The sequence below is a fragment of the Asanoa sp. NPDC049475 genome (assembly GCF_040676915.1).
Taxonomy (GTDB): Bacteria; Actinomycetota; Actinomycetes; order Mycobacteriales; family Micromonosporaceae; genus Asanoa.
In genome coordinates, this window is record NZ_JBFAPY010000012.1 from 63,418 (window position 1) to 85,114 (window position 21,697).

Here is a 21,697-nt window from a genome sequence, read left to right on the forward strand (position 1 = left end):
ATCGCGAGCGGGCGGTCGGCGGCGACGCTGGCCGCCCGGCGGAGGAAACCATGACTGCATTGCTCGAGCTGACGAAGGTCTCGAAGCACTTCGGCGGTGTCCGCGCCCTGCACGAGGTCGACATGTCGGTGCACGCGGGCGAGGTGGTGGCCCTCGTCGGCGACAACGGCGCCGGAAAGTCCACCCTGGTGAAGATCGTGTCCGGTGTGGAGTCACCCGACGAGGGCGAGATCCGGGTGCGCGGCGCGGCCCGGCGCCTGGAGTCACCGCGGGCGGCGGCCGAGGCCGGCATCCGCACCGTGTTCCAGGACCTGTCGTTGTGCGACAACCTCGACGCGGTGCAGAACCTGTTCCTGGGCCAGGAGCGCTACGGCCCGTTGTGGTCGGGCCGTCGCGTCCGGCGCCACGTCATGGAGGAGCGGGCCCAGCGCGTGCTGGAGTCGCTGTCGGTGAAGCTGCGCGCGCTCAACACCCCCGTCGTCGCGCTGTCGGGCGGCCAGCGCCAGGGCATCGCGATCGGCCGCGCCCTGATCAGCGACCCGGCCGTGGTGCTCCTCGACGAGCCGACCGCTGCCCTCGGCGTGTCCCAGCGCGGCGAGGTGCTCGACCTGATCGACCGCCTGCGCGACCAGGGCAGGGCGGTCGTCGTCATCTCCCACGACATGAAGGACGTGCGGCGGGTCGCCGACCGGATCGTGGTCCTGCGGCTCGGCACGAAGGTCGCCGAGTTCGAGCGCGGCGCCTACACGCCGGCGGACCTGGTCGGCGCGATGACCGGCGCGCACGAGGAAGGCGGAGACCAGTGACCACCACGACCGCGCCACGCGGGATCGGCCGGGCCATCGAGACCGCCGCACGCGGCCACCGCAGCATCCCGGTGCTCGTCGTCCTCGCGATCATCTGGGCCGTCTTCTACAGCCAGAGCTCCGCGTACCTCAGCTTCCAGAACATCACGAACCTGACCCTGCAGATCGTGACGACCGCGATCCTCGCCCTCGGGGTGGTGTTCGTCCTGATCGTCGGCGAGATCGACCTGTCGTCGGCGGTGCTGTCCGGCGTCTGCGCGGCGGTGGCGGCCGGCCTGACCGTCAACCACGGGCTGCCCCTGGTGGTCGGGATCGCGGCCGGCATCGCCACCGGCATGGTCGTCACCTTCGTCGAGGCCCAGATCATCATGTTCGGCGTGCCGTCCCTGATCGTCACGCTGGGCGGCATGGTCATCCTGCAGGGCCTCATCCTGGTCGTCCTGCCGCCCGAGTTCACGATCAGCGTGGCCGGCACCCCGTTCGCCAAGATCGCGAGCACGGCGATCCCGGCGGGCGCGAGCTATGGACTGGCCGCCGCCGGCACGATCGCCTACGCCGCCTACCGGTTCTTCCAGCACCGCGAGCGGGTGTCCACGGGCTCGCTGACCTCGTTGAGCGCGGTCGCCGTGCCGGTCGCCCTCGTGGCCGTCGTCCTCTTCGGTGGCGTCTACACCCTGACCCGGCAGCGCGGCCTGCCGATGCCGCTGCTGATCCTGGCCGTCATGCTGCTGATCGCCTGGTACGCCACGACCCAGACCCGCTACGGCATCCATCTGTACGCCGTCGGCGGCGACCGCGAGGCGGCCCAGCGCGCCGGCATCCCCGTGCGCCGGATGGTGCTCTACTCGTTCCTCGTCCTCGGCGCCTGCGCCGCGATCGCCGGCATGGTCGACTCGTCCCGCCAGCTCGGCGTCTCGGTCACCTCCGGCGCCGGTCCGCTGATGCTCAACGCGATCGCCGCCGCGGTCGTGGGCGGCACCAGCCTCTTCGGCGGGCGCGGCTCGATCTGGTCGGCCCTGCTGGGCGCGCTGGTCATCGGCTCGATCAGCAACGGCGTGCAGCTTCTCGGCCTGTCCACCGAGGTCCAGTACTTCGCGACCGGCTCCGTCCTCATCATCGCGGTGTCCGTCGACGTGGTCCTCACCCGCGGTTCCCTGCTGCCGGGACGCCGGGCATGACGGTGACCGAGCCGGGCTGGGTCCCGGATCCCGACCTCGTGTCCCAGAGCCGGATCGTCCGGTTCGCGACCTGGATCGACGCGCGGGGCTACGCGTCGTTCGACGACGTGACCGACTACCGGGCGCTGCACGCCTGGTCGGTGGCCGAGCCCGGCGAGTTCTGGGCGGCGGTCGCGGAGTTCTTCGACGTCGACTGGTCCACACCGCCGACGGGCGCCCTCACCGAACGCCGGATGCCGGGCGCGGTCTGGTTCCCCGACGGCACGCTCAACTTCGGCGAGCACCTGCTCCGGGCCGGCGACGACGAGCAGCACGCCGTGGTCCTGGTCGCCGAGGACGGCGCGCGGACCTCGATCACCTATGCGGAGCTGCGGGCGCGGTCCGCCGCGGTGGCGGGCCGGTTGCGCGCCCTCGGTGTCGAGCCCGGCGACCGGGTCGCCGCCTACCTGCCCAACTGCGTCGAAGGTGTCGTCGCGTTCGTCGCCACCGCGCTCGTCGGCGCCGTCTGGGCGCAGACCGGCCTGGACTACGCGGCGGCCTCGGCCGCGGACCGGATGGCCCAGCTCTCGCCGAGCATCCTGATCGCCGGCTCCGGCTACCACTTCGGCGGCACGGTGCACGACCGCCGCGCCGACGCCCGCACCCTGCGGGACCTGCTGCCCGGCCTCCGGCACACCATCACCGTCGAGACCGCGGGGCTGGCCCATCCCGTCGACGACGCCGCCAGCACCTGGGCGGACGCCCTGGCCGCCGACCCCGACCCGACCCCCGTCACCGTGCCCTTCGCGCACCCGCTCTGGGTGCTGTTCACCTCCGGGACGACCGGCAAGCCCAAGGGCATCGTCCACGGGCACGGCGGCGTACTCCTGGAACAGCTCGTCTCCCCCGGCCTGCACATGGACCTGCGGGCCGACGACGTCTTCTTCTGGTTCACCACCCCGAACTGGATGATGTGGAACGCCCAGGTCTGCGGCCTGCTGCACGGCGCGACCATCGTCCTCTACGACGGCCGGCCGCGCCCGGACGCGTTGTGGCCCCTGCTCGTCGACCTCGGGGTCACGGTGTTCGGCACGAGCCCGGGTTTCCTCGAAGCCTCGCAGCGGGCCGGCCTCGAACCGGGACGCGACCTCGACCTGTCGGCGCTGCGGCTCGTCGGGGTGACCGGATCGGTGCTGCCGGCGTCCGCGAACGCCTGGTTCCGGCACCACGTCAGCGCCAGCGTCCAACTAGGATCGATGAGTGGCGGCACCGACATCTGCGGCATCTTCGTCGCCAGCGCACCGACCACGCCCGTCTACGACGGGGAGATCAGTGCCCCCGCGCTGGGTGCGGCCGTCCAGGTCTGGAACGCTGACGGCGAGGAGGTCCCGGCCGGCACGCCGGGAGAAATGGTGATCACCGAGCCGATGCCGTCGATGCCCCTGCGCTTCTGGGCCGACCCCGACGACCGGAAGCTACGTGACACCTACTTCGCCGACTTCCCCGGCGTCTGGCGGCACGGCGACCTGACCGTGTGCACGGAGCGTGGCACCGTCGTCATTCTCGGTCGATCCGACGCGACGATCAACCGCCATGGCGTACGGCTGGGCTCGGCGGAGATCTACGACGCGATCAGCGACCTGCCTGACGTGGCGGACGCGCTGGTCGTGGGCGTGGAGGAGCCTGACGGCGGCTACTGGCTGCCGCTGTTCGTCGTGCCGCACGGTTCACCGGACCCGGACGCCCTCGGCTCCCTTCTCCGGCGGCGCATCACGGAACGAGCGTCGCCCCGGCACGCCCCCGACGACGTCGTCATCGTGGATCGGCTTCCGCACACGCGTACCGGCAAGCGCCTGGAGGTTCCGGTCAAGCGCATCCTCCAGGGAGCCGATCCGGACCAAGTGATCAACCGAGGCGCGGTGGACGACCCGGAGGCGCTCGACGCCCTGGTCGCCGCGGCGCGCACGAAACGGGGAGAACGATGACGTCGGACTGGCGCGAGTACGGTCCCCTCGAGTTCACGCGCATCCTCGACGCGGCGCTGGCGGCCTTCTACGAGCACGGTTACCACGGCACGACGACGCGTGACCTGGCCCGCCGGTCGGGGCTGTCCGTGCCGGGGGTCTACCACTACTACCCGTCGAAGCAGGACATCCTCGTCGACCTCATGACGGTCATCATCGACGAGTTGCTGACCCGCAGCCGGCAGGCGCTGTCCAGCGCGGCACCGGACCCGCGGTCGCAGTTCGACGCGCTGGTGGAGTCGATGCTGCGGTTCCACATGTACCGGCGCACGGGCGCGATGGTCTCGACGGCCGAGCTGCGCAGCCTGGAGCCCGGCAACCGGGAGCGCTACGTGGCCAAGCGCGACGAGCAGCAGCACATGCTCGACGAGGTGATCCTGGCCGGCGTGGAAGGCGGCGACTTCTCGACGTCGTACCCGAAGGACGCCAGCAGGGCCATCGCCTCGCTGTGTGTGGGTGTCGCGTCGTGGTACCGGCCCGACGGCAGCCTGCCGGTGGAGGCGCTCCTGGAGCGCTACCTGACCATCGCGCGCTCGATCGTGGGCATCAGCGAGGAGACGCCACGGTGACGGCCCCGGCACGGTCCGCGGTGGTCACCGGCGCGTCCCGCGGGATCGGGCGGGGCATCGCGCTCGACCTGGCCCGGCGCGGCTGGCGACTGACGCTGGTGGCCCGGGATCCGGCCCGCCTGGCCGCCGCCGCCGCCGAGACGACGGCCGCCGGTGCGTCTCATGTGGAGTGTGTGGAGGTGGACCTGGCTCTGCCGGACGCACCTGCCGCCGTCGTCGCCGCCCACTCGGCGCACCACGACTCGTTGGACGTGTTGGTGCTCGCGGCCGGGGTGGGCTCGGCGGCTCCGCTGCACGGCTACTCGACCCATCGTTACGACAAGCAGTTCGCGCTGAACACCCGCGCGCCGTTCCTGCTGGTCCGTGACGCGCTCCCGTTGCTGCGGACGGCGGCGTCACGGAACGCCGCCCACGGCGCGAAGGTGATCGCGTTGGCGTCGATCGGCGGGGTGTACGCGGAGCCGTCGTTGGCGGTGTACGGCGCCACGAAGGCGGCGCTGTTGGCGCTGTGCCGAGGGTTCAACGCCGAGGAGTCGGGCGCGGGCGTCACCGCCACGGCGATCGCACCAGGCTATGTGGACACCGACATGAGCGCGTGGGTGCACGACACGGTGGCGCCGTCGGCGATGATCCCCGTCTCGGACGTGGTCACGGCCGTCGGCGCCCTGCTCGCTCTGTCACCCCGCACCGTGGTCAACGAGCTCGTGCTCAGTCGCGCCGGGACCAAGGGCTACGAGGCATGAGCCTCGACCTGGTGGCGTTGCGCCGGTTCCTCGCCGCCGAAGGCGTGCCCCTCGGGGGTGAGCTCACCGCCGAGCTGATCAGCGGTGGCCGGTCCAATCTGACCTACGTCGTCACCGACGGCACGCACCGTTGGGTGCTCCGCCGCCCGCCGGTGTCGGGGCTGACCCAGTCGGCGCACGACGTGGCCCGGGAGTGGCGGGTCGTGCGGGCGTTGCAGTACAGCGCCGTTCCCGTCCCGCCAGTGGTCGCGCTCTGCGAGGACGCGTCGGTGCTGGGCGCGCCGTTCGCGGTGACCGAGTTCGTGTCGGGACAGGTCGTGCGTACGCGGGAGCAGCTCGACGCCCATCCCGTCGCCGATCTCGAGTCCTGTGTCACCGAGCTGGTGCGGGTCCTGGCGGACCTGCACTCCGTCGACGTCGACGAGGTCGGCCTGCGAGGGCTGGGCCGGCCCGACGGCTTCCTCGAGCGCCAGGTCGCGCTGTGGTGGCGGCAGTGGAACGAGGTGAAGAGCCGGGACCTGCCGGACGCGGACCGGCTGCACGCGCACCTGCTCTCCGCGCTGCCGGTGCGGCCCGGTGACATCGGCGTGGTGCACGGGGACTACCGGATCGACAACACGCTGCTCGACGCCACGGACATCACCAAGGTGCTCGCGGTCGTCGACTGGGAGCTCGCGACGGTCGGCGACGTGCAGACGGACGTGGCGCTCATGTGTGTGTACCGGCAGCCGCAGCTCGACCCCATCCTCGGCCTGGACGCGGCGTGGGCCAGCGACCGGCTCCCCGACGCCGACGCGATCGCGTCCGCGTACGCCCGGCGGCGCGGGGTCGACCTCGACCACTGGCCGTTCTACCTGGCGTTGGCCAACTTCAAGCTGGCCGTGATCGCGCAGGGCATCAGCTACCGGGCGCGGCAGGGTGCGGCGGCCGACGCCACCTCGGTGCGGGCCGAGCAGGCAGTGGCGCCCCTGCTCGCCGCGGGACTGCGGTGGTCATAGCTCGCTGAGCACCGCCCGGATCGCGGGGCTCGCGTCGGCACTGCGCCGCCAGGCGGCGTACACCTCGCGCGTCGGTCGTCGTTCCAGTTCACGGGCGACCAGGCCGTCGCCGAGCGGTGGGCGGGCGAGGCGCGGGACGAGGGCGAGGACGTCGCCGCTCTCGGCGAGTGCCAGTTGGGTCGCGAAGTCGTCGACCAGGTGGTGGACTTCCGGCTCCTCCGGCGTGTGGGCGAAGAGTCGCCGGAACCATTGGTGGCACACCGTGCCGGGCTTGCTGGTCACCCAGGCGTGGCCGGCGAGGTCTGCACCGGTGAGGGGTCTCTCCTGCTTGGCCAGCGGATGGGTCCGGCTCATCACGACGTCGCCGGTGTCCGTGTGCAGGTGTCGTTGGGTCAGCGAGGGCGGCAGCTGGGCGGGCAGCCCGTCGGCGTCGTGGACGAGGGCGAGGTCGGCGGTGCCGGCGTCGACGCCGCGGATCGCCTCGTCGGGATCCTGCTCGGTGACGTGCACGGTGAGGTCCGGGTAGCGCATCTTCACCATGGCCGGGGCGAGCAGGCCGCGGACGGCGGTAGAGAACGCGGCGACGCGGAGCACGCCGGCCGGCGCGCCGTCGGCGACGGAGCGGGCGGCCTCGGCGCAGCGTTCGAGGGCTTGGAAGACCTCGGGTGCGGAGTCGACGATGGCCTGTCCGGCAGGGGTGAGCACGACACCGCGGCCGGCCTGGGCCAGCACCGGAACCCCGACCTGGCGTTCGAGCCGCTTGATCTGCTGCGAGACGGCCGAGGCGGTGAAGCCGAGGTCGTCGGCCGCCTTGGCGAGGGTGCCCCTGGCCGCCACGGACCGCAACGCCCGCAACGCAGCAATATCGATCATGAAGCGATGCTACGTGGTTCTGACAAGAAAGCGTCGCTGGACCATGGGTATGGGGCCGGGCAGGGTCAACTGCATGACGGATCTTCTCCTCGGAACGAACCTGGTCGCGATGGTGACCCCGATGAAGCCTTCCGGCGCGATCTGCCCGGACGGCGTGGCCGGCCTGGTCGACCACCTGGTGTCCACGGGCTGCGACGGGATCGTCGTGGGCGGCACCACGGGTGAGTCGCCGACCCTTCGCGCGGCGGAGTCGGCGTCGCTGGTGGCCACGGTGGCGGCCCGCTCGGCCGGCCGGGCGCGGGTGATCGCCGGAGTCGGCACCTACGACACGGCGGACAGCATCCGCCGAGCCCGGGCGGCCGCGGCAGCCGGCGCGGACGGGTTACTGCTGGTCTGCCCTTACTATTCGCGGCCGACGCAGGCGGGAGTGATCGCCCATTGCGTGGCGGTGGCGGACGCCACCGAACTTCCGGTGATGCTGTACGACGTCCCGGTGCGGACGGGCATCGCGATGGAGCCGGCGACGCTGGTCGAGCTGGCGGGGCATCCGCTGATCCGAGCGGTGAAGGACGCGCAGGGCGACCTGGCATCCGCGCTGGCGGTGATGGCGGAGTCGTCGCTGGCCTACTACTGCGGAATCGATGAGCTCAACCTGCCGTATCTGGCCAGCGGCGCGACGGGGGTGGTCAGCGTCGTTGGCAACGTGACCGCCGACCGCGTTGGGGCATTGATCCGCGCGGTGCGGACGGGGGATCTCGAGGAGGCACGGGCTCTCCAGCGGTCGCTGGCCCCGCTGGTGGACGCGGTCATGGGCACCGCCCAGGGCGCGGTGATGGCCAAGGCCGCGCTGGCCGAACTGGGGATCATCCCCCACCCAACGGTGCGTCTCCCACTACTCGAAGCGACACCCCCACAGCGCCGGCGGCTCATGGAGGAACTGGACAGCGTCGCCGCGCCAGCCTGACCTCTGTGCGCGCGGTGCGGAAGGCGCTGCACCGGCCCGACGGTTTGGGCGGCTTGGTGTTGGTTCAGCGGCGATAATCGTTGCCGATGGACAGAGCGGGAGCCCGCAAGGGGATGTGGGTCGCCGCGCCGTGGGTGCCGGCGGGGATCTACGGCACCGTCATCTGTGCTTCGACGCTCGCGGCGTCGGGGAAATACTCCGCCGGGCGGGTCGCCGCCACCGTGCTCGTGACCCTGCTGGTCTACTGGCTCGCGGAGCGCTACGCCGAGTTGCTCGGCCTCGCCGCCCGGGGCTCCTCGGTCACCCGCGCCGACGTTCTGCACGTCCTCACCGCGGGGTGGGCGCTCATCCAGGCCTCGATCACTCCGCTGCTAGTGCTGCTGCTGGCCCGCCTCGCGGGCGCGAGCAATGCGGCCGCGCTCGACGCGGCGCTCGCGTACACCGTGTTCCTGTTGGTCGTGCTCGGTTGGCTTGCCGCCCGTGGCGCCGGGCTCACCGGGTGGCCGCGTTGGGCGGCGACGGCCTTCGCCGGTGTCCTCGGGCTCGTCGTGGTCGCCCTCAAGACGTCGCTCCACTGAGGCCCATAGAGTGCGGTCGTGGAAGCGATCCCCTGCTTCGCGTACGACGAAGGCGACCTGAACGCAGACCAACGGGCATTCGTCGACGTGCTCGGAGCTGATCGTCTGGATGGACATCAGCCGGGCCTGATCACGCCGGTCGAAGGTCGGTGAGGCTCGCGAGCTCCTCCTCGGACAGGCGGAGCGCACCCGCGGCCAGGTTCTCCACCAGGTGGTCCGGATTGCCGGTGCCCGGGATGGCCAGCACGTGCGGCCCGCGACCGAGCGTCCAGGCGATGCGGACCTGCGCCGGCGTGGCACCGTGCGCGCGAGCGACCGCCAGGACCGCGGCGTCCGACGCGACACCACCGGCATCGCGCCCCTCGCCCGCGATCGAGTAGAACGGCACGAACGCGATGCCCTGCTCGCCGCACGCGCGCAGGGTGCCGTCGCTGACCCGGTTGTGGATGCCGTAGGCGTTCTGCACGCACACCACGGGCGCGATGGCCTGAGCCTGCGCGAGGTGCTGCGGGCGGACGTTCGAGATGCCCGGGTGCCGGATCAGGCCGGCGTCGCGCAGGTCGCTGAGTGCACCGAAGTGCTCGGCGACCGAGTCGAGGCCGTGCTGGCGGAGGTTCACCACGTCCAGGTGGTCGCGGCCGAGCTGGCGCAGGTTCTCCTCGACCTGGCCGCGCAGCTGGTCCGGACGGGCCAGGGACAACCACCCGTCAGTCGCATCGCGCCGAAGCCGATCCGGTTGACGGTCAGGTCGCCGCCGAGGGTCCACGTACCCGCGTTGATCTTGTTGTCTGGCACCGGACGACCCTAGACGGATCGGGCTTCTGCCGCCACGCAGCCGCCGATAAGCGGTCGACCCGGACGAATGGGGTCGGCCGCGCGACATTCACTTCTGCCGGTCCGCACCGGCCATTCACGCCTTGAAATGTGAGCGTTAACAAGCTACCTTGCTTGAGGGGATCGGCGACGCGCAGCAAACGGGGGCAAAAGAGAGCGCGCATTACGCCAGACAGCAAAGACAAAGCGGGGGACGACTGCGCGCGCGGTCGCCCACAATCACGGCCCAGAAGCGGCCGATCGCAGGCGACCGACCGACCGCGTATCCATCCTTCGGATTCCGGAAGAGCGGTATCACCATGCGACGACGCTTGCTCTGGCCTGCCCTTGTCTGTTGTGCACTGTTGAGCTCCGTGGCGGCGTGTGCCACCGGCGGCGGCGATGGGGCCGCGCGCGGTGCGGCGCCGGGCACCACACCGGCCGACACCAGCGTCGGCACGGGCTTCCTCGACGTCGCCGATCTCCGCGATCCCCCGATGACCGACCACTTCACCGCGCCCCCGAAAGCACTGGAAGGGCGGCTCGCGCTGCACGCGAACGGCTGCGTCACCGTCGTCGTGGACGGCGTGGAGCGGATGCCGCTGTGGCCAGAAGGGACCGATGTCGTCCAGGAGTCGATCACTCCGAACCGCTATGCCGTCACGCTGCCGGCGGGCGTGCGGCTGGTCGTCAGCGAGACCTCGGCGGACACGTTCGCCGCCCGCGGGATCGTCGACGACAACCCCGACCCGTTCGAGGTCGAAGCCGGACTGCCCACGAAGATCTCCACGTTCCTCGCCTTCTGCGGCGTCAAGGCAGAGCCCGTCGCATTCCCCGACGCCGCCTCTTTCACGGTTCGGAAAACCTGACCGGAGGTTTCATGTGAACCTGCAACGGAGTCTTGCCACTCGCGTACTCATAGTGCTGTCGATTGCCGTCGGAATGGTCTTCACCGCACCGACGGCCGCCAACGCGGTCGAGAAAGTCCTCAGCGTCACGGCCTATGCACAGGAAAACTCGAACTGGTGCTGGGCAGCGGCCGCAAAAATGATTATCCGCTACCAGACCGGCTCGACCATCTCGCAATGCCAGCTCGTCAAGGACGGCAAGAACTCGTCGACGTGCGGCAACGTGACGGGCACGACGTCCAACGTGATGAACGCGCTCAACAAGCGCGGCGTCAACCCCGGCACCGCGGTGGTGCTGAGCTGGGCGTACGTGGTCTCCGAGATGGACACCAACCGCCCGGTCTACAGCCGGATCGTGTGGCGGTCCAACGGCGCCGGCCACGCCCACGTGGTGCGGGGCTACTACAACACCGGCTACTCGTACGGGCTGTCCTACATCGACCCGGCGACCGGCACCTCGACGTCGCGCGAGTGGGGCAGCTACGCCAACAACACCTCGTGGTACGCCGCCTCGGGCACCCTCATCCACCTCTACCGGAAGTGAGGACACCGATGAACCCGATGAGGTTGCTCCGCACGGCCGGCCTGACCCTGTCGGTCGCCGCCGGTCTCACCCTGCTCGCCTCGCCGGCGCTCGCCGACGACGGTGCCGCACCGACTGCGGTCGGCGCCTGGTTCGCGCAGGACGCACCACGGGTCGCCGGCGACGTGCTCGGCCGTCCGGCGGCGAACCTGGCGGTCGAGGCCGGCCCCGGCGCCGTCCAGCCCGGCAAGCCAGTCGCCGGCTACCGCGCCGGCACGCCGGTCCGCCTGCACATCTGGAACGAGGCGTTCGTCGCGGGCGCCGCCGGCCAGCCGGTGGTCGCGAGCGACGAGTGGGTGGCGCCGCTCTACCAGTCCGGCGTCGTGGTGGGGACGATCGCGGCGGCCGTCTCGTCCACGGGGCAGGTCGCGATGACCTACGTCGACGACGACGCCGTAGGAGGCCGGGCATTGGCTACCGCGTCCGGTCGGGTGGTCCAGGACGCGCGGGTCGGCGGTCTGGTCGTGGTCCGGCCCGACGGCTCGGCCCAGGGGCTGTCCAGGATGGCCGCCGGCAAGCTGCCGTCGATCCGCGGCCCCGGCGACCTGCGCAAGTCGGTCGCGGCCGCGCACGACCCCGGCAACTGGTTGCCGACCGGCACCGAGACCGGCGCCGGCCCGACCCAGGAACCGACCGGCACCCAACCGCTGGTGCTGGCCCTCATGGTCGTACTCAGCGGAATGGTCCTCTGGTTCGTCGTGCGGCGCGGCCGCACCCGGCACCAGTGACGCCACGGGCGGCTGGTCCCCGGGATCAGCCGCCCACCGCTAATGCGCCTGCTGGTGCAGCGCGCGCAACGCGCGGATGTCGTCGACCGCCCGCTGCCCGTCGAACCGGCTGAGCGCCACCATCTGCACGGTGTCGCCGCTTGCCAGTTGCAGCGACGAGAACGGCGAGCCGCCGTTGTAGCTCACCGCCGCCACCGCCGACCAGGCGACGCGCACATCCCGAAACGGGCCGCGCACCCGGATGCCGTCGGCGTCGGCGTCGACCCGGTACATCAACAGGACCAGCCACACGCAGGCGAGCACGACGGCGGTGCCGGCCACCGCCCACCGATCCTCCGGCAGGTAGACGCTGCCGTCGGGCAGCCCGCCCGTCAGCGGCTCCCACGGAAGCAGCACCACGAGGGTCACCACCGCGGCCGCGATCGCGAATCTCCGCAACACACGCGACCGCACGGCGACGGTCGAGCCCACTTGCGGTGCGGCCATAGCACTCTCCAGACGTCGCGTGAACGAGGTTGCGTCCAGGCTACGGCGGCCTCGACGTGAGGCCGATTCCGCCTCACTCCACAGTGGCTCCGGGGCCGGGCAGCGGGTCGATGTCGTTCGCGTGCATGGGCTCGCCGCAGTGGGTGCAGCGCAGGTCGACGCCGCTGATCTCACCGCACGCGTGGTGGCGGTAGAGCACCGGCGGACCCGCCTCCCCCGCGAGCCACTTGTCTCCCCAACCGGCCATGACCATCAGCAGGTCGACGAGCTCCGTTCCCTTTTCCGTCAGGACGTACTCGTAGCGGGGTCTACGGTCGTAGGGACGGCGTTCGAGCACGCCCTGGTCGACCAGGTGGTTCAGCCGCTCGGTCAGCACCTTGCGGGAGATGCCGAGGTCGGCCTGGAGCTGGTCGAACCGGTTGAGGCCGACCCAGACGTCGCGTAGGACCAGCGGAGACCAGGGCTCGCCGACGACATCGAGCGTGCGCGCGATCGAGCACGCCATCGCGCTGAAGTCCGTCCGTTGCATGGGCCGACTTTAGCAATTGGGGTTCCCTGAGGGAACTGAAGTTGCTATGGTCACAGAGTCCCCTTAAGGAACCCTGGGAGGGATCATGGGCAAGGTCATCAGCGGCCACGCGGTGTCCGTCGACGGCTACATCACCGGCCGTACGCCAGGTGCCGGACGCGGCCTCGGCGACGGCACCATGCTCTTCGACTGGTACTTCGACGGCGACACGCCCAGCCAGGTGTTCGACGGTTTCAAGCTGAGCGAGCCCAGCGCCCGGCTGTTCGACGCCATCGCCGGCGACCTGGGCGCGGTCGTGGCGGGCCGCAACACCTACGACGACTCCGAGCACTTCGGCGGCGGCAGCCCGCACCCGACGGCCCCGCTCGTCGTCGTCAGCCACCGTCCCGTGCCGGAGCTCAGCGAACGGCAGACCCACGCCACCACCATCGAGGCCGCCATCGCCGCGGCCCGCGAGATCGCCGTCGACCAGAGCGTCGGGCTCATGGGCGGCGGCGTGCTGACCTCGGCGCTGGCGGCCGGACTCGTCGACGAGGTGGTCCTCCACCAGGTGCCGATCCTGCTCGGCGGCGGCAGGTCCTTCTTCCAGTCCCTCCCGGAGCACGTCCGGCTCCGGCTCGTCGAGGCCGTCCCGGCGCCCGGCGTCACCCACCTTCACTACGCGATCGAACGCTAGGAGTTGACCATGCTCGACCCCACTGTCCGCCGCGCGCTCGACGGCACCTCCATCGGCCACCTCGCCACCGTCCTGCCCGACGGCGGGCCGCACACCGTGCCCGTCTGGGTCGGCACGCGCGGCGACCACGTCGTCTTCCTCACGGGACCTGGCTCGCGCAAGGCCCGCAACCTGCGCCGCGACCCGCGGGTGGCGCTGTCGCTGGCGCCCGACGAGAACCCGTTGGAGCCCGTGATCATCCGCGGTCGGGTCGTCGAGTGGCTGGAGGGTGACAACGCCTGGCCGATCGTCGACGAACTGGCCGGCAAGTACATCGGCCAGCCCTACCCGCGGGGCGAGGAGCGGGTGGTGGCGCTGATCGAGATCGAGCGCCAGACCGTGGGCGTCTCCTGAGCCGGTGATCCGGCCGGAACCGCGACGTCGATGACCCATCCGGGTGACTGCCTCCCACGGTCACAGGCACCACACTGGCCGGAGAAGCGAACCGGCGGGAGGTCGAGTGGCCGACGAGGTCGAGCGATCCGTGCTCGGCATGGCCCCCCTGCTGCTCGACATCGCGTTCGAGAACCGCAACGTCCTCGAACTGCTGCCCACCGGGCCCGAGCGAGCCGACGTGCGGCAGCGCGTGGCGGCGCAGTTCCCGGCCAGGGTCGGCGACGTCATCCGGGCGGCCGAGTCCGCCCGCGCGCGGTTCGACGACGCGAAGTCCCAGGCCGCGCGGCAGAGCGGGCAGTCGGACTGAGGGTTGACCCGCGCCACCCTCCGGTTCGGGTTCGGGACGCTCGCCACCACGACGACGGCACTCGCCGTGTACACCGTGCTCCTGTCCGCCGGCGCGGTGACCCGGCCGGACCGGCGTTGCCCTGTTCGACATCTGCCTGCTGACCGTGCTGGTCATCGCGGTCATCACCCTGCTGCCGGCAGGCCGGACGCCCAACATGCTCGTCCGTGGAGGGGGCCGCCGGCCTTCGTCCGGAACAAGCGGCTGGCTGGCGGTCGTCACCGGCGTGCTGCTGACGTTGCCGTTCCCGTTCGCTCTGGACGATTCCGAAAAAGCGCGGCTGGCCACGCTCACCGGCGTGGTCCTCGTCGTCCTGACCGGCGTCGGATGGTTCCTCCTGTGGGTGCGGCGCCTCAACGGCGAGACTCTGACCTGGGCGTCGGACGATGTCGAGCGCTGGCCACGGCCGACGTCGTCGTCCGGCGCACGGGCGCGCCAGCGGGCCATCCGGGCCCGTCAGGAGTGGATCAACGCGCTCGCCCGGCCCGGCGTGCAGGGCCTGCTGATCGGCGACGAACTGGCCAAGCGGGCTCCGTCGCACGACACCTGGCTGGCCGAGCACCATGCCACACCGATCCTCGGCGAGATCACCGAGCCCGCGCAACTCGTGTCGACCCAGGCCGGGAAGCGCCTGGCCCGCGCCCTCGGGCGGACCAGCGCCGCGAGCATCGGCCTGAGCGGGCCGCGCGGGGTCGGCAAGAGCGCGTTGCTGCGCCGGGCGGGCACGTTCCGCGCGCAGACCAGTCCGCGAGACCTGACCGTGGTGGTGTCGGCCCCGACCTACCAACCGCGCGAGTTCCTGGTCGAGCTGTTCAGCCGCGTCTGCACGACGGTCATCGCCGAGTCGGACGGTGACATCGCGGCACATCCCGGGGGCCGGCGGTCGTGGTGGTGGCGCTTGTGGCCGGCAGGCTCAGCGCCGTGCCGATGCGGAGGAGTCGCCCGACTCCGTCGTGGTGCGGGCGTTGCGGGTGCCGCTGCGGGACCTCGCCGGCGACCTGCTGCGGGACGACCTGCGGGCCATGACCGATGGCCAGGTCGCCGGGCTGAGCCGGCTGCGGTGCGCGGGCTCGGACTCGGCCCTGTCCTGGGTGGGCGACGCGGCGGGGGCACCGGTCGACGCGGCGACCCTGCTGCGCCTGTGCCAGTCGCCGCCGGATCTCGGCACCGGCTCCGCCGCGGAACCTGGCCCGGCGGACGTCGACGCGATCATGGCCGAACGCATGGTCAGCCAGTACCGCTCGTATCTCTACTACGCGGCGACGATGATGGAGGTCTTCTGCACCGGCGCCGAGAGGGTCGGCGCGAGCATGGCGAACGCGCGCTTCCCCGTGGAGCTCCTGGCCCACGCCCGCGCCCATCTCGCCGTCGACCACATCCGTTCGTGGCGCCTGGTCGACAGCTTTCGCGCCCAATGGGGTCTGGCCGTCATCGATCGCCAACGACCCGCGCCGGCCGAGGCGACCGGCAACGGCCGGACGCCGGATGCCCACCGCATCGCGTAACCGCGCTACGCGACGCCCGCACCCTCCTGGACCGGCACCGGGACGCCCCTCGGCAGGTGGCGGGTCGCGAGGAAGCCGGCCGCCGCGAACACCGCGGCCGCCAGCAGCGCGGCCCGCAGGCTGCGCAGTTGCGCTTCGGCGTACCCGTCGACGATCGCGTCCACCTCGGCCGGCGGCACGGCCGTGCGATCAAGGGCGGCCCGCAGGTCGGTCGTGGACACGAACGTGATGCCGGCGCTGATCCGCACGGTGGCCTGCTGCTCGACCGCGTCCGAGATCCGGGGGTCGGCGGTGATGCGGTCGGTGAAGGTACCGCTGAGCGCCGCGATCAGCACCGCACCCACCAGCGCGGTGCCGAGCGAGGACCCGAGGTTCTGCGCGGTGTACTGGAGGCCGCCGACCTCGCTGCGCTCCTTCTCCCGCACGCTGCCCTGCACCACGTAGCCGAGCTGCGAGGCGAGCAGGCCCATGCCGATCCCGAACAGGGCCATGGCCAGGCTGAAGGAGACCTCGTCGAGACTGGGCTTCACGGTGCTCACCAGCCAGAGCACCGCGGCCACCACGACGGCGACGGCGATCTGGACGATCAGGCGCGGGCCGGCGAACCGGCCGAGGAACGACCCGCTCATCGCCGCCACCAACATCCCCACGGACGCGGGCAGCAGCCGCAATCCGGTCTCGAACGCGTCGAGGCCGAGGACGACCTGCACGTACAACGGGATCGCGAAGAAGACGCCCAGCAGGACGAGGTTCTGCACGAACAGCATCGACAGGCCCGCGCGCAGCGGCGGCGCCGTCAGCAGCTCCGGCTCGACCAACGGCTGACGGCCCGCCGACTGTCGATGTCGGATCCACGCCAGGAAACCGGCCAGCAGGGCGGCGCCTCCCGCCACGACGAACAGGGTCGGGGCAAAGCCGAAGATCTCGACGGGCGTGTCGCGCGGCCGGAGCCAACCCCAGGTGCTGCTCTGGAGCACTCCGAGCACGACCAGCGCCATGCCCGCCGCGGACAGCGCCGCGCCGACACCGTCCAGCCGGGTCCGCCGCGCTTGCTCACCGACGTCCCGGATCCAGGGTGTGAGCAGCAGGATGACGACGACCAGCACCGCCTCACCGGCGAACACCAACCGCCAGGTGAGGTACGTGGTGACCCAGCCGCCCAGCAACGGTCCCACCGCGATGCCGGCGCCGGCCACACCTCCGATCACGCCGTACGCGGTGGCCCTGGACCGTCCGGTGTAGTTGGCGCCCACGAGCGCGGCGAGCGACGGCAGCACGAGCACGGCGCCGAGTCCTTCGATGACCGACCAACCGAGCACCAGCACCCACAGCGTCGGCGCGACGGCGGTGAGCGTGGTGCCGACCCCGTAGACGACCATGCCGACGGCGAAGACCCGGCGGCGACCCCAGAGATCGCCGAGCTTGCCGCCGGTAATCATGAACGCCGCCATCACCAGCGTGTAGAGGGTGATGACGGACTGGATCGCGGTCACGTCGGTGTCGAAGTCGTCGACGAGCTGGCTGATCGACACGTTCATGACCGACGTGTCGAGCACCATCAGAAACTGCGCCAGCCCCAGCACGGCCAACGGCCGCCACGAGAAGGCCCCGGCCGCATCACTCGTCGCTATGGTGAGCCACTTTATCCGGGTAGATGACAAATTGCGGGGACCTCGCACGTGGCGGCGTCCTGCGATCATCAGCGCCATGCGGAAGACTGCCGTGGCGTTGGTCGCCGTTCTGCTGGTGTCGGGGTGCACCGACGCGGGCTCCGCCCCCGCGGACGCCGTGGGGACCAGGTCGCCCGAGGCCGTCGTCACCCAGCCGCCGCCGGTGGCGGCTTGGCGCCTGGCCACGCTGCCGGAACTGGCTGGGCCGACGAGCGGGCTGGCGGACGTCGTGTCGGTGGATGCCACGCACGCGTGGGCCGTCGGCAGCGAGGCCTACGACCCCGAGCGGCCGAACGACACCGGGACGCCGTTGGTCCTGCGGGGCGACGGGACGCGGTGGGTGCGCGCGGCGCTGCCGCCGATCGGGTGGCACGGCCGGTTCGGTCTCGTCGCGGCGGGCTCGCCCTCCGATGTCTGGGTCGTCGGCACCACCGCGGTCGCCAGTCCGGAGGACCAGGCGGCGCACGTCCTGCACTACGACGGGTCCGCCTGGCGCGAGGTGCCGTTCCCGCAGGGCAACGAGGGCTTCGTGTCGATCACCGGGCTCAGCGTCGCCGGTGGTCGCGCCTGGGTGGTGGGCAGCAACCGCGTCGGCACGGTCGTCGAGGAGTGGGACGGCGGATCCTGGCGGTCGCACCGGCTCCCCCGCGAATGCCGCAGCGGCGGCACGTCGTTCGGCGGCATGCCGAACTTCTGCAACGTCAGCGCCGTCAAGGCGTTCGGCCCGGACGACGTCTGGGCCGCCGGCAACGGGGCGTGGAAGGGCTTCAAGGGTCCACTGCTGTTCCATTGGAACGGATCGGGCTGGCGTACGGTCAACGTCGGCATCACCAACGAGGAGCTCGCGTTCGACGCGCTCGCCGGCCGCTCGTCCGGCGAGCTGTGGGCGGTCGGCCAGCACGGCTTGGCCGTACGCGGCGGTGGTGGATCCTTCGAGGTGCTCCGCGACGCCCCGGACGGCCTTTCTCCGGACGTGGTCACGGACCCGGCCGGGCTGCCGTGGTTGGTCGAGAACTCGGTGGCGCCGAGCGCGAGCTTCGCGGTATACCGGGCGGGCACGTGGATCGACGTGCCCGCGCCGCAGCCGCCGGACGCGGTCGGGATGAGCCTGAACGCGATCACCGCGACTCCCGGCAGCACGCTGATGTTCGCGGTCGGGGCGGCCGACCTCCCCACGACGCCCCGCCATCTGCGAGCGGTCCTGCTCGAGTACGCGCCAGCGCCCTCACCCGAAACGAGCCGACTCTGAGGTGACCGTGACCGACCTCCACACCCGACGACTGCGCCTGCACCCCATCGACGCGGCGGAGGGCGCCCGCATCGTCGGCCGGAGCGCGGAACCCGGCGACGAGTGGGCCGACGACTTCCCGTTCGAGGGTGACGTCATCGGCGTGACGGCCTTCCTCAGAGCCACGGCCGTCCTCGGCGACCAGCGCCCGTTCGGCCACTACCTGATCAGCCGGGCCGACGACGGGAAGGCCATCGGCGGCATCGGCTTCAAGGGACAACCCGCCGACGGCTGTGTCGAGGTCGGCTACGGCCTGGCCCCGTCGGCCCGCGGCCACGGCTACGCGGCGGAGGCGCTCGGCGCGCTGCTCACCGTCGCGGCCGAGCACGGCCTGTCGCGGGTGATCGCCGACACGACCGGAGACAACGTCGCGTCGCAGCGAACCCTCGAACGCGCCGGCTTCCGCCGCACGCGGACCAACGGCGACGTCTACCTCTACGAGGTGGACCTCGGCCGATAACCTCACGCCGTCTCGGTCCGCGGCGCGCGGCAGAAACCAGACGTGTGCCAGCGACCCAAAGCATGGCGACGGCTTGTCAACAGTCGCCCGATCGAGGAAGCGACCAGCCGAAAATGGCTCGACGCGAACCTTAGCTCGGGTGCGGCGGAGCCGACGCCGCCGCACCCGAGGATCGGCTACGGTGCCCAGGGGGCCGCGATGGTCCAGGTGCTGTCGGCCGTCCAGGAGGACGGGGAGTTGTAGGTCGCGCTGCCTGAGCCGTTGGAGAGCCAGACCTCCGAGTTGTAGTGGCGGAGGTACGAGCCTCGGAAGTTCCACGACTCCAGCGACACCCCCGAGCCCGTCAGGCCGGTGCGGGCGCACCACGTCGCGTCCGCGCGCAGCAGGGTCGAGCCGTCGTTGACCGAGTTCTGCACGCGCGAGTTGGCGTGGCGCAGGAACTGGCCCGGGAAGTTGACCGACTCGAACGAGTAGCAGGAGGCGTCGGCCAGACCGGGACGGATGGTGTACGTGGCGTCGTTCTTCAACAGCGCCGCAGACGCCGCGGTGACGACCTCGGTGTACGCCAGGCTGTTCTGGTGCCGCAGGTAGCGGTTCGTGTAACCCGGCGTCGTCACCTGGAGCGATCGGCGCTGGTTGACCGGCAGCGTGGTCGGCGCCAGGGCCGGCAGAGCGCGGGACGCCGCGATCACCGCCTGGTTGGCCGCGCGCACCCGGTTCTGGTCCATCTTGACCACCTGCCGGTCGTACGTCACGAAGCCGTTCAGCTCCCCTTCGAGATCGGTGATCTCGGTGTAGATCGCCGCCGACAGCCCGCGCCCGAGCATCAGGTTCTGCACGCCGGCGACCAGGCCGACGTAGCGGTCGGTCAGCGCCGTGGAGCTCGCCTGCCACTCGTACGCGAAGAAGCCCCCGCTGGGGCTCCACTCGTGGCCCGGCGTGTGCAGCCCGAGCCCGCCGAACTCGCCGAGAACCGAGATGCGGCCGGATGCGAGCGGCGCGTCGGGACCGAGGTACACGTGCCAGTCGTCGATGTCGCCGTTTCCCGGGTTGCCCAGCGACTGGCAGCAGTTGTAGCCGCTGTGGACGTTGACGAGCCGGGTCGGGTCCTGGTTCTTGACGTTCTGGCCCACCCGCTGCGTATCGGCCAGCGAACGCTCGCCCCAGCCCTCGTTGTAGACGGTGTAGGCGACCACGGCCGGCGACGACCGGTGCTCGTCGACGATCTCGCGCGCCTCCGCCTCGAACTGGGCCTGCTGCGCCGCGTTCGCGTCGATGTTCTGCGCGGTCAGTGACGGCACGTCCTGCCAGACCAGCAGGCCGAGCCGGTCCGCGTGGTAGAACCAACGCTGCGGCTCCACCTTGATGTGCTTGCGGACCATGTTGAAGCCCAGGTCCTTGTGCTTCTGCAGGTCGAAGGCCAGCGCGGCGTCGGTCGGGGCGGTGTAGACGCCGTCGGGCCAGTAGCCCTGGTCGAGGGTTCCGGTCTGGAACACGAACTGGCCGTTGAGCAACGGCCGTCGCACGCCGTTGACCAGGCCCGTAGTGATCTCCCGCATCCCGAAGTAGTGCATGGTCCGGTCGACCTGCGCCCCGGAGCCGTTGCGCAGCGTGACCCGCAGGTTGTAGAGGAACGGGTCGTCCGGCGACCAGCGCCGTGCGTTCGGCACCGGGACGGAGAAATCCGTGAACCCGCCGGTCGCGGTGCCGACCAGGGTGGACCCGTTCATGGCCTCGGCCAGCACCGTGTGGCCGGTGACGGTGCCGCGGGTGAACACCCGTACCCGGATGGTGTTGCTGGAAAGGTTGGGATAGAGGTCGACGGAGCTGATCGACGCGGCCGGAGTCGGCTCCAGCCAGACCGTCTGCCAGATGCCGGAGCTGGGCGTGTAGAAGATGCCGTTCGGCGTCTTGGTCTGCTTGCCGATCGGCTGGAGGCTGCCGTTCTGCCGGGTGTCGCTCGGGTCCCAGACCTTCACGACGAGCTCGTTGGTGCCGCCGTTCAGTCGATCCGTGACGTCGAAGGTGAAGGCGTCGTAGCCGCCGGTGTGCCCGCCGACCTGCTGGCCGTTGACCCAGACCGTGGTCTGCCAGTCGACGGCGCCGAAGTGCAGCTGTACGCGCCGCCCGGACCAGCCCGCCGGGACGGTGAACGTGCGCCGGTAGAACAGGTAGTTGCGGTTGTCGTTGGCGGCCCGCATCACGCCGGACAGGGCCGACTCGACCGGGAACGGCACGTTGACCCGCTCCGGCAGGGTGGTGTTGAACTGCGGCGCGTCGTCGGTGGCCGACTGACGGAGCTGCCACTCGCCGTTGAGGTTCTGCCAGTCGGGCCGGGTCATCTGCGGGCGCGGATACTCCGGCAACGGCGTGCCGTTGAGCGCCTGCGCGGTCCACGGCGTGGTCAGCGGCGGGGTCTTGGCCGGTGCGGCCTGCGCGGCGCCAGGTGCCGCCGACAGGCCGGCCACCAGGACCAGGACCGCGACGAGGGCGGTACGACGGGACGGTTTCATACCTGCTCCGGGCTCTTGAGGACATCGATGACTAACCGTATAACG

Annotated in this window: 24 protein-coding genes; 18 read left to right on the forward strand and 6 right to left on the reverse strand. The window is 71.3% G+C overall.

The genetic code is table 11. The annotated features are described in order from the left end of the window. Nucleotides 1-50 precede the first annotated feature (50 nt). Genes AB0J88_RS36765 through AB0J88_RS36790 form a run of 6 tightly spaced genes read left to right on the forward strand, consistent with a single transcriptional unit; the run spans nucleotide 51 to nucleotide 6,297 of the window. On the forward strand, nucleotides 51-806 hold the full coding sequence (locus AB0J88_RS36765) for an ATP-binding cassette domain-containing protein (RefSeq protein WP_364359528.1): 756 nt from the start codon (nucleotides 51-53) through the stop codon (nucleotides 804-806). Beyond that, on the forward strand, nucleotides 803-1,984 hold the full coding sequence (locus AB0J88_RS36770; protein ID WP_364359531.1) for a hypothetical protein: 1,182 nt from the start codon (nucleotides 803-805) through the stop codon (nucleotides 1,982-1,984). The genes AB0J88_RS36765 and AB0J88_RS36770 overlap by 4 nt, the downstream gene beginning before the upstream one ends. Then, nucleotides 1,981-3,948 carry an acetoacetate--CoA ligase gene (locus AB0J88_RS36775; protein ID WP_364359534.1) on the forward strand — a complete coding sequence of 656 codons (1,968 nt, stop codon included), beginning with the start codon at nucleotides 1,981-1,983 and terminating at the stop codon, nucleotides 3,946-3,948. Before AB0J88_RS36770 ends, AB0J88_RS36775 begins: the two co-directional genes overlap by 4 nt. After that, entirely contained in the window at nucleotides 3,945-4,556 is a 612-nt protein-coding gene (locus AB0J88_RS36780) for a TetR/AcrR family transcriptional regulator (protein WP_364359537.1), read from the forward strand. The genes AB0J88_RS36775 and AB0J88_RS36780 overlap by 4 nt, the downstream gene beginning before the upstream one ends. After that, nucleotides 4,553-5,299 carry an SDR family NAD(P)-dependent oxidoreductase gene (locus tag AB0J88_RS36785; RefSeq protein ID WP_364359539.1) on the forward strand — a complete coding sequence of 249 codons (747 nt, stop codon included), beginning with the start codon at nucleotides 4,553-4,555 and terminating at the stop codon, nucleotides 5,297-5,299. Before AB0J88_RS36780 ends, AB0J88_RS36785 begins: the two co-directional genes overlap by 4 nt. Next, nucleotides 5,296-6,297, forward strand: a complete 1,002-nt coding sequence (locus AB0J88_RS36790) for a phosphotransferase family protein (protein WP_364359542.1) — start codon at nucleotides 5,296-5,298, stop codon at nucleotides 6,295-6,297. Before AB0J88_RS36785 ends, AB0J88_RS36790 begins: the two co-directional genes overlap by 4 nt. Here the strand turns inward: AB0J88_RS36790 and AB0J88_RS36795 are convergent. Beyond that, a complete protein-coding gene (locus AB0J88_RS36795; protein WP_364359545.1) occupies nucleotides 6,292-7,170 on the reverse strand; it encodes a LysR family transcriptional regulator in 879 nt (292 codons plus the stop codon). The genes AB0J88_RS36790 and AB0J88_RS36795 overlap by 6 nt on opposite strands. A 73-nt stretch (nucleotides 7,171-7,243) precedes the next feature. Between AB0J88_RS36795 and dapA the strand changes: the two genes are divergently transcribed. The 3 genes from dapA (at nucleotide 7,244) to AB0J88_RS36810 (ending at nucleotide 8,865) form a co-directional block, all read left to right on the forward strand. Further along, the gene (gene dapA, locus AB0J88_RS36800; protein WP_364359548.1) at nucleotides 7,244-8,134 is read left to right on the forward strand and encodes a 4-hydroxy-tetrahydrodipicolinate synthase; all 891 of its coding nucleotides are present in this window, start codon (nucleotides 7,244-7,246) and stop codon (nucleotides 8,132-8,134) included. An 86-nt stretch (nucleotides 8,135-8,220) separates the two neighbouring features. Beyond that, nucleotides 8,221-8,712, forward strand: a complete 492-nt coding sequence (locus AB0J88_RS36805; protein WP_364359551.1) for a hypothetical protein — start codon at nucleotides 8,221-8,223, stop codon at nucleotides 8,710-8,712. A gap of 18 nt (nucleotides 8,713-8,730) precedes the next feature. Further along, on the forward strand, nucleotides 8,731-8,865 hold the full coding sequence (locus AB0J88_RS36810) for a hypothetical protein (protein WP_364359554.1): 135 nt from the start codon (nucleotides 8,731-8,733) through the stop codon (nucleotides 8,863-8,865). Here AB0J88_RS36810 and AB0J88_RS36815 read toward each other — a convergent pair. Beyond that, entirely contained in the window at nucleotides 8,843-9,412 is a 570-nt protein-coding gene (locus tag AB0J88_RS36815) for an aldo/keto reductase (protein WP_364359557.1), read from the reverse strand. The two genes, AB0J88_RS36810 and AB0J88_RS36815, sit on opposite strands and share 23 nt — an antisense overlap. Nucleotides 9,413-9,656: 244 nt before the next feature. Between AB0J88_RS36815 and AB0J88_RS36820 the strand changes: the two genes are divergently transcribed. From AB0J88_RS36820 to AB0J88_RS36830, 3 genes are read left to right on the forward strand one after another with little or no spacing between them, the layout of a single operon-like run. Then, the gene (locus AB0J88_RS36820) at nucleotides 9,657-10,394 is read left to right on the forward strand and encodes a hypothetical protein (protein WP_364359560.1); all 738 of its coding nucleotides are present in this window, start codon (nucleotides 9,657-9,659) and stop codon (nucleotides 10,392-10,394) included. A 52-nt stretch (nucleotides 10,395-10,446) separates the two neighbouring features. Continuing rightward, on the forward strand, nucleotides 10,447-10,977 hold the full coding sequence (locus AB0J88_RS36825) for a papain-like cysteine protease family protein (protein ID WP_364359563.1): 531 nt from the start codon (nucleotides 10,447-10,449) through the stop codon (nucleotides 10,975-10,977). Between the two features lie 17 nt (nucleotides 10,978-10,994). Beyond that, complete coding sequence (locus AB0J88_RS36830; protein ID WP_364359566.1) at nucleotides 10,995-11,744, forward strand: hypothetical protein; 750 nt, start codon at nucleotides 10,995-10,997, stop codon at nucleotides 11,742-11,744. A 39-nt stretch (nucleotides 11,745-11,783) separates the two neighbouring features. Here the strand turns inward: AB0J88_RS36830 and AB0J88_RS36835 are convergent, their stop codons facing one another. Further along, nucleotides 11,784-12,230, reverse strand: a complete 447-nt coding sequence (locus tag AB0J88_RS36835; protein WP_364359569.1) for a PH domain-containing protein — start codon at nucleotides 12,228-12,230, stop codon at nucleotides 11,784-11,786. 73 nt (nucleotides 12,231-12,303) lie between these two features. Next, nucleotides 12,304-12,759, reverse strand: coding sequence for a helix-turn-helix domain-containing protein (locus tag AB0J88_RS36840; protein WP_364359572.1), 456 nt, complete (start codon nucleotides 12,757-12,759; stop codon nucleotides 12,304-12,306). 85 nt (nucleotides 12,760-12,844) lie between these two features. On the opposite strand from AB0J88_RS36840, the gene AB0J88_RS36845 reads away from it, so the two are divergent. From AB0J88_RS36845 to AB0J88_RS36860, 4 genes are all read left to right on the forward strand, one after another. Then, nucleotides 12,845-13,435 (forward strand): dihydrofolate reductase family protein, encoded by a 591-nt coding sequence (locus AB0J88_RS36845; RefSeq protein WP_364359574.1) that lies wholly within the window; start codon nucleotides 12,845-12,847, stop codon nucleotides 13,433-13,435. A 9-nt stretch (nucleotides 13,436-13,444) separates the two neighbouring features. Continuing rightward, nucleotides 13,445-13,828 (forward strand): PPOX class F420-dependent oxidoreductase, encoded by a 384-nt coding sequence (locus AB0J88_RS36850; protein ID WP_364359577.1) that lies wholly within the window; start codon nucleotides 13,445-13,447, stop codon nucleotides 13,826-13,828. 106 nt (nucleotides 13,829-13,934) lie between these two features. Then, the gene (locus AB0J88_RS36855; protein ID WP_364359579.1) at nucleotides 13,935-14,177 is read left to right on the forward strand and encodes a hypothetical protein; all 243 of its coding nucleotides are present in this window, start codon (nucleotides 13,935-13,937) and stop codon (nucleotides 14,175-14,177) included. 890 nt (nucleotides 14,178-15,067) lie between these two features. After that, a complete protein-coding gene (locus tag AB0J88_RS36860) occupies nucleotides 15,068-15,721 on the forward strand; it encodes a hypothetical protein (RefSeq protein WP_364359581.1) in 654 nt (217 codons plus the stop codon). A gap of 5 nt (nucleotides 15,722-15,726) precedes the next feature. On the opposite strand, the gene AB0J88_RS36865 is transcribed toward AB0J88_RS36860, so the two are convergent. Continuing rightward, nucleotides 15,727-17,304, reverse strand: coding sequence for an MFS transporter (locus tag AB0J88_RS36865; RefSeq protein ID WP_364359775.1), 1,578 nt, complete (start codon nucleotides 17,302-17,304; stop codon nucleotides 15,727-15,729). 124 nt (nucleotides 17,305-17,428) lie between these two features. Here AB0J88_RS36865 and AB0J88_RS36870 point away from each other — a divergent pair, with 124 nt between their 5' ends. Continuing rightward, nucleotides 17,429-18,640 carry a hypothetical protein gene (locus AB0J88_RS36870; RefSeq protein WP_364359584.1) on the forward strand — a complete coding sequence of 404 codons (1,212 nt, stop codon included), beginning with the start codon at nucleotides 17,429-17,431 and terminating at the stop codon, nucleotides 18,638-18,640. A gap of 1 nt (nucleotide 18,641) precedes the next feature. Then, nucleotides 18,642-19,139, forward strand: a complete 498-nt coding sequence (locus AB0J88_RS36875) for a GNAT family N-acetyltransferase (RefSeq protein ID WP_364359587.1) — start codon at nucleotides 18,642-18,644, stop codon at nucleotides 19,137-19,139. A gap of 176 nt (nucleotides 19,140-19,315) precedes the next feature. Here the strand turns inward: AB0J88_RS36875 and AB0J88_RS36880 are convergent, their stop codons facing one another. Next, a complete protein-coding gene (locus AB0J88_RS36880; RefSeq protein WP_364359589.1) occupies nucleotides 19,316-21,652 on the reverse strand; it encodes an AbfB domain-containing protein in 2,337 nt (778 codons plus the stop codon). Nucleotides 21,653-21,697: the final 45 nt, after the last annotated feature.

Coding starts and splice junctions, on each gene's coding strand:
- AB0J88_RS36840 (WP_364359572.1), bottom strand. CDS start 12,759: ATGCAACGGACGGACTTCAGCGCGATGGCGTGCTCGATCGCGCGCACG.
- AB0J88_RS36870 (WP_364359584.1), top strand. CDS start 17,429: ATGCGGAAGACTGCCGTGGCGTTGGTCGCCGTTCTGCTGGTGTCGGGG.
- AB0J88_RS36850 (WP_364359577.1), top strand. CDS start 13,445: ATGCTCGACCCCACTGTCCGCCGCGCGCTCGACGGCACCTCCATCGGC.
- AB0J88_RS36805 (WP_364359551.1), top strand. CDS start 8,221: ATGGACAGAGCGGGAGCCCGCAAGGGGATGTGGGTCGCCGCGCCGTGG.
- AB0J88_RS36780 (WP_364359537.1), top strand. CDS start 3,945: ATGACGTCGGACTGGCGCGAGTACGGTCCCCTCGAGTTCACGCGCATC.
- AB0J88_RS36830 (WP_364359566.1), top strand. CDS start 10,995: ATGAGGTTGCTCCGCACGGCCGGCCTGACCCTGTCGGTCGCCGCCGGT.
- dapA (WP_364359548.1), top strand. CDS start 7,244: ATGACGGATCTTCTCCTCGGAACGAACCTGGTCGCGATGGTGACCCCG.
- AB0J88_RS36835 (WP_364359569.1), bottom strand. CDS start 12,230: ATGGCCGCACCGCAAGTGGGCTCGACCGTCGCCGTGCGGTCGCGTGTG.
- AB0J88_RS36845 (WP_364359574.1), top strand. CDS start 12,845: ATGGGCAAGGTCATCAGCGGCCACGCGGTGTCCGTCGACGGCTACATC.
- AB0J88_RS36765 (WP_364359528.1), top strand. CDS start 51: ATGACTGCATTGCTCGAGCTGACGAAGGTCTCGAAGCACTTCGGCGGT.
- AB0J88_RS36795 (WP_364359545.1), bottom strand. CDS start 7,170: ATGATCGATATTGCTGCGTTGCGGGCGTTGCGGTCCGTGGCGGCCAGG.
- AB0J88_RS36790 (WP_364359542.1), top strand. CDS start 5,296: ATGAGCCTCGACCTGGTGGCGTTGCGCCGGTTCCTCGCCGCCGAAGGC.
- AB0J88_RS36880 (WP_364359589.1), bottom strand. CDS start 21,652: ATGAAACCGTCCCGTCGTACCGCCCTCGTCGCGGTCCTGGTCCTGGTG.
- AB0J88_RS36775 (WP_364359534.1), top strand. CDS start 1,981: ATGACGGTGACCGAGCCGGGCTGGGTCCCGGATCCCGACCTCGTGTCC.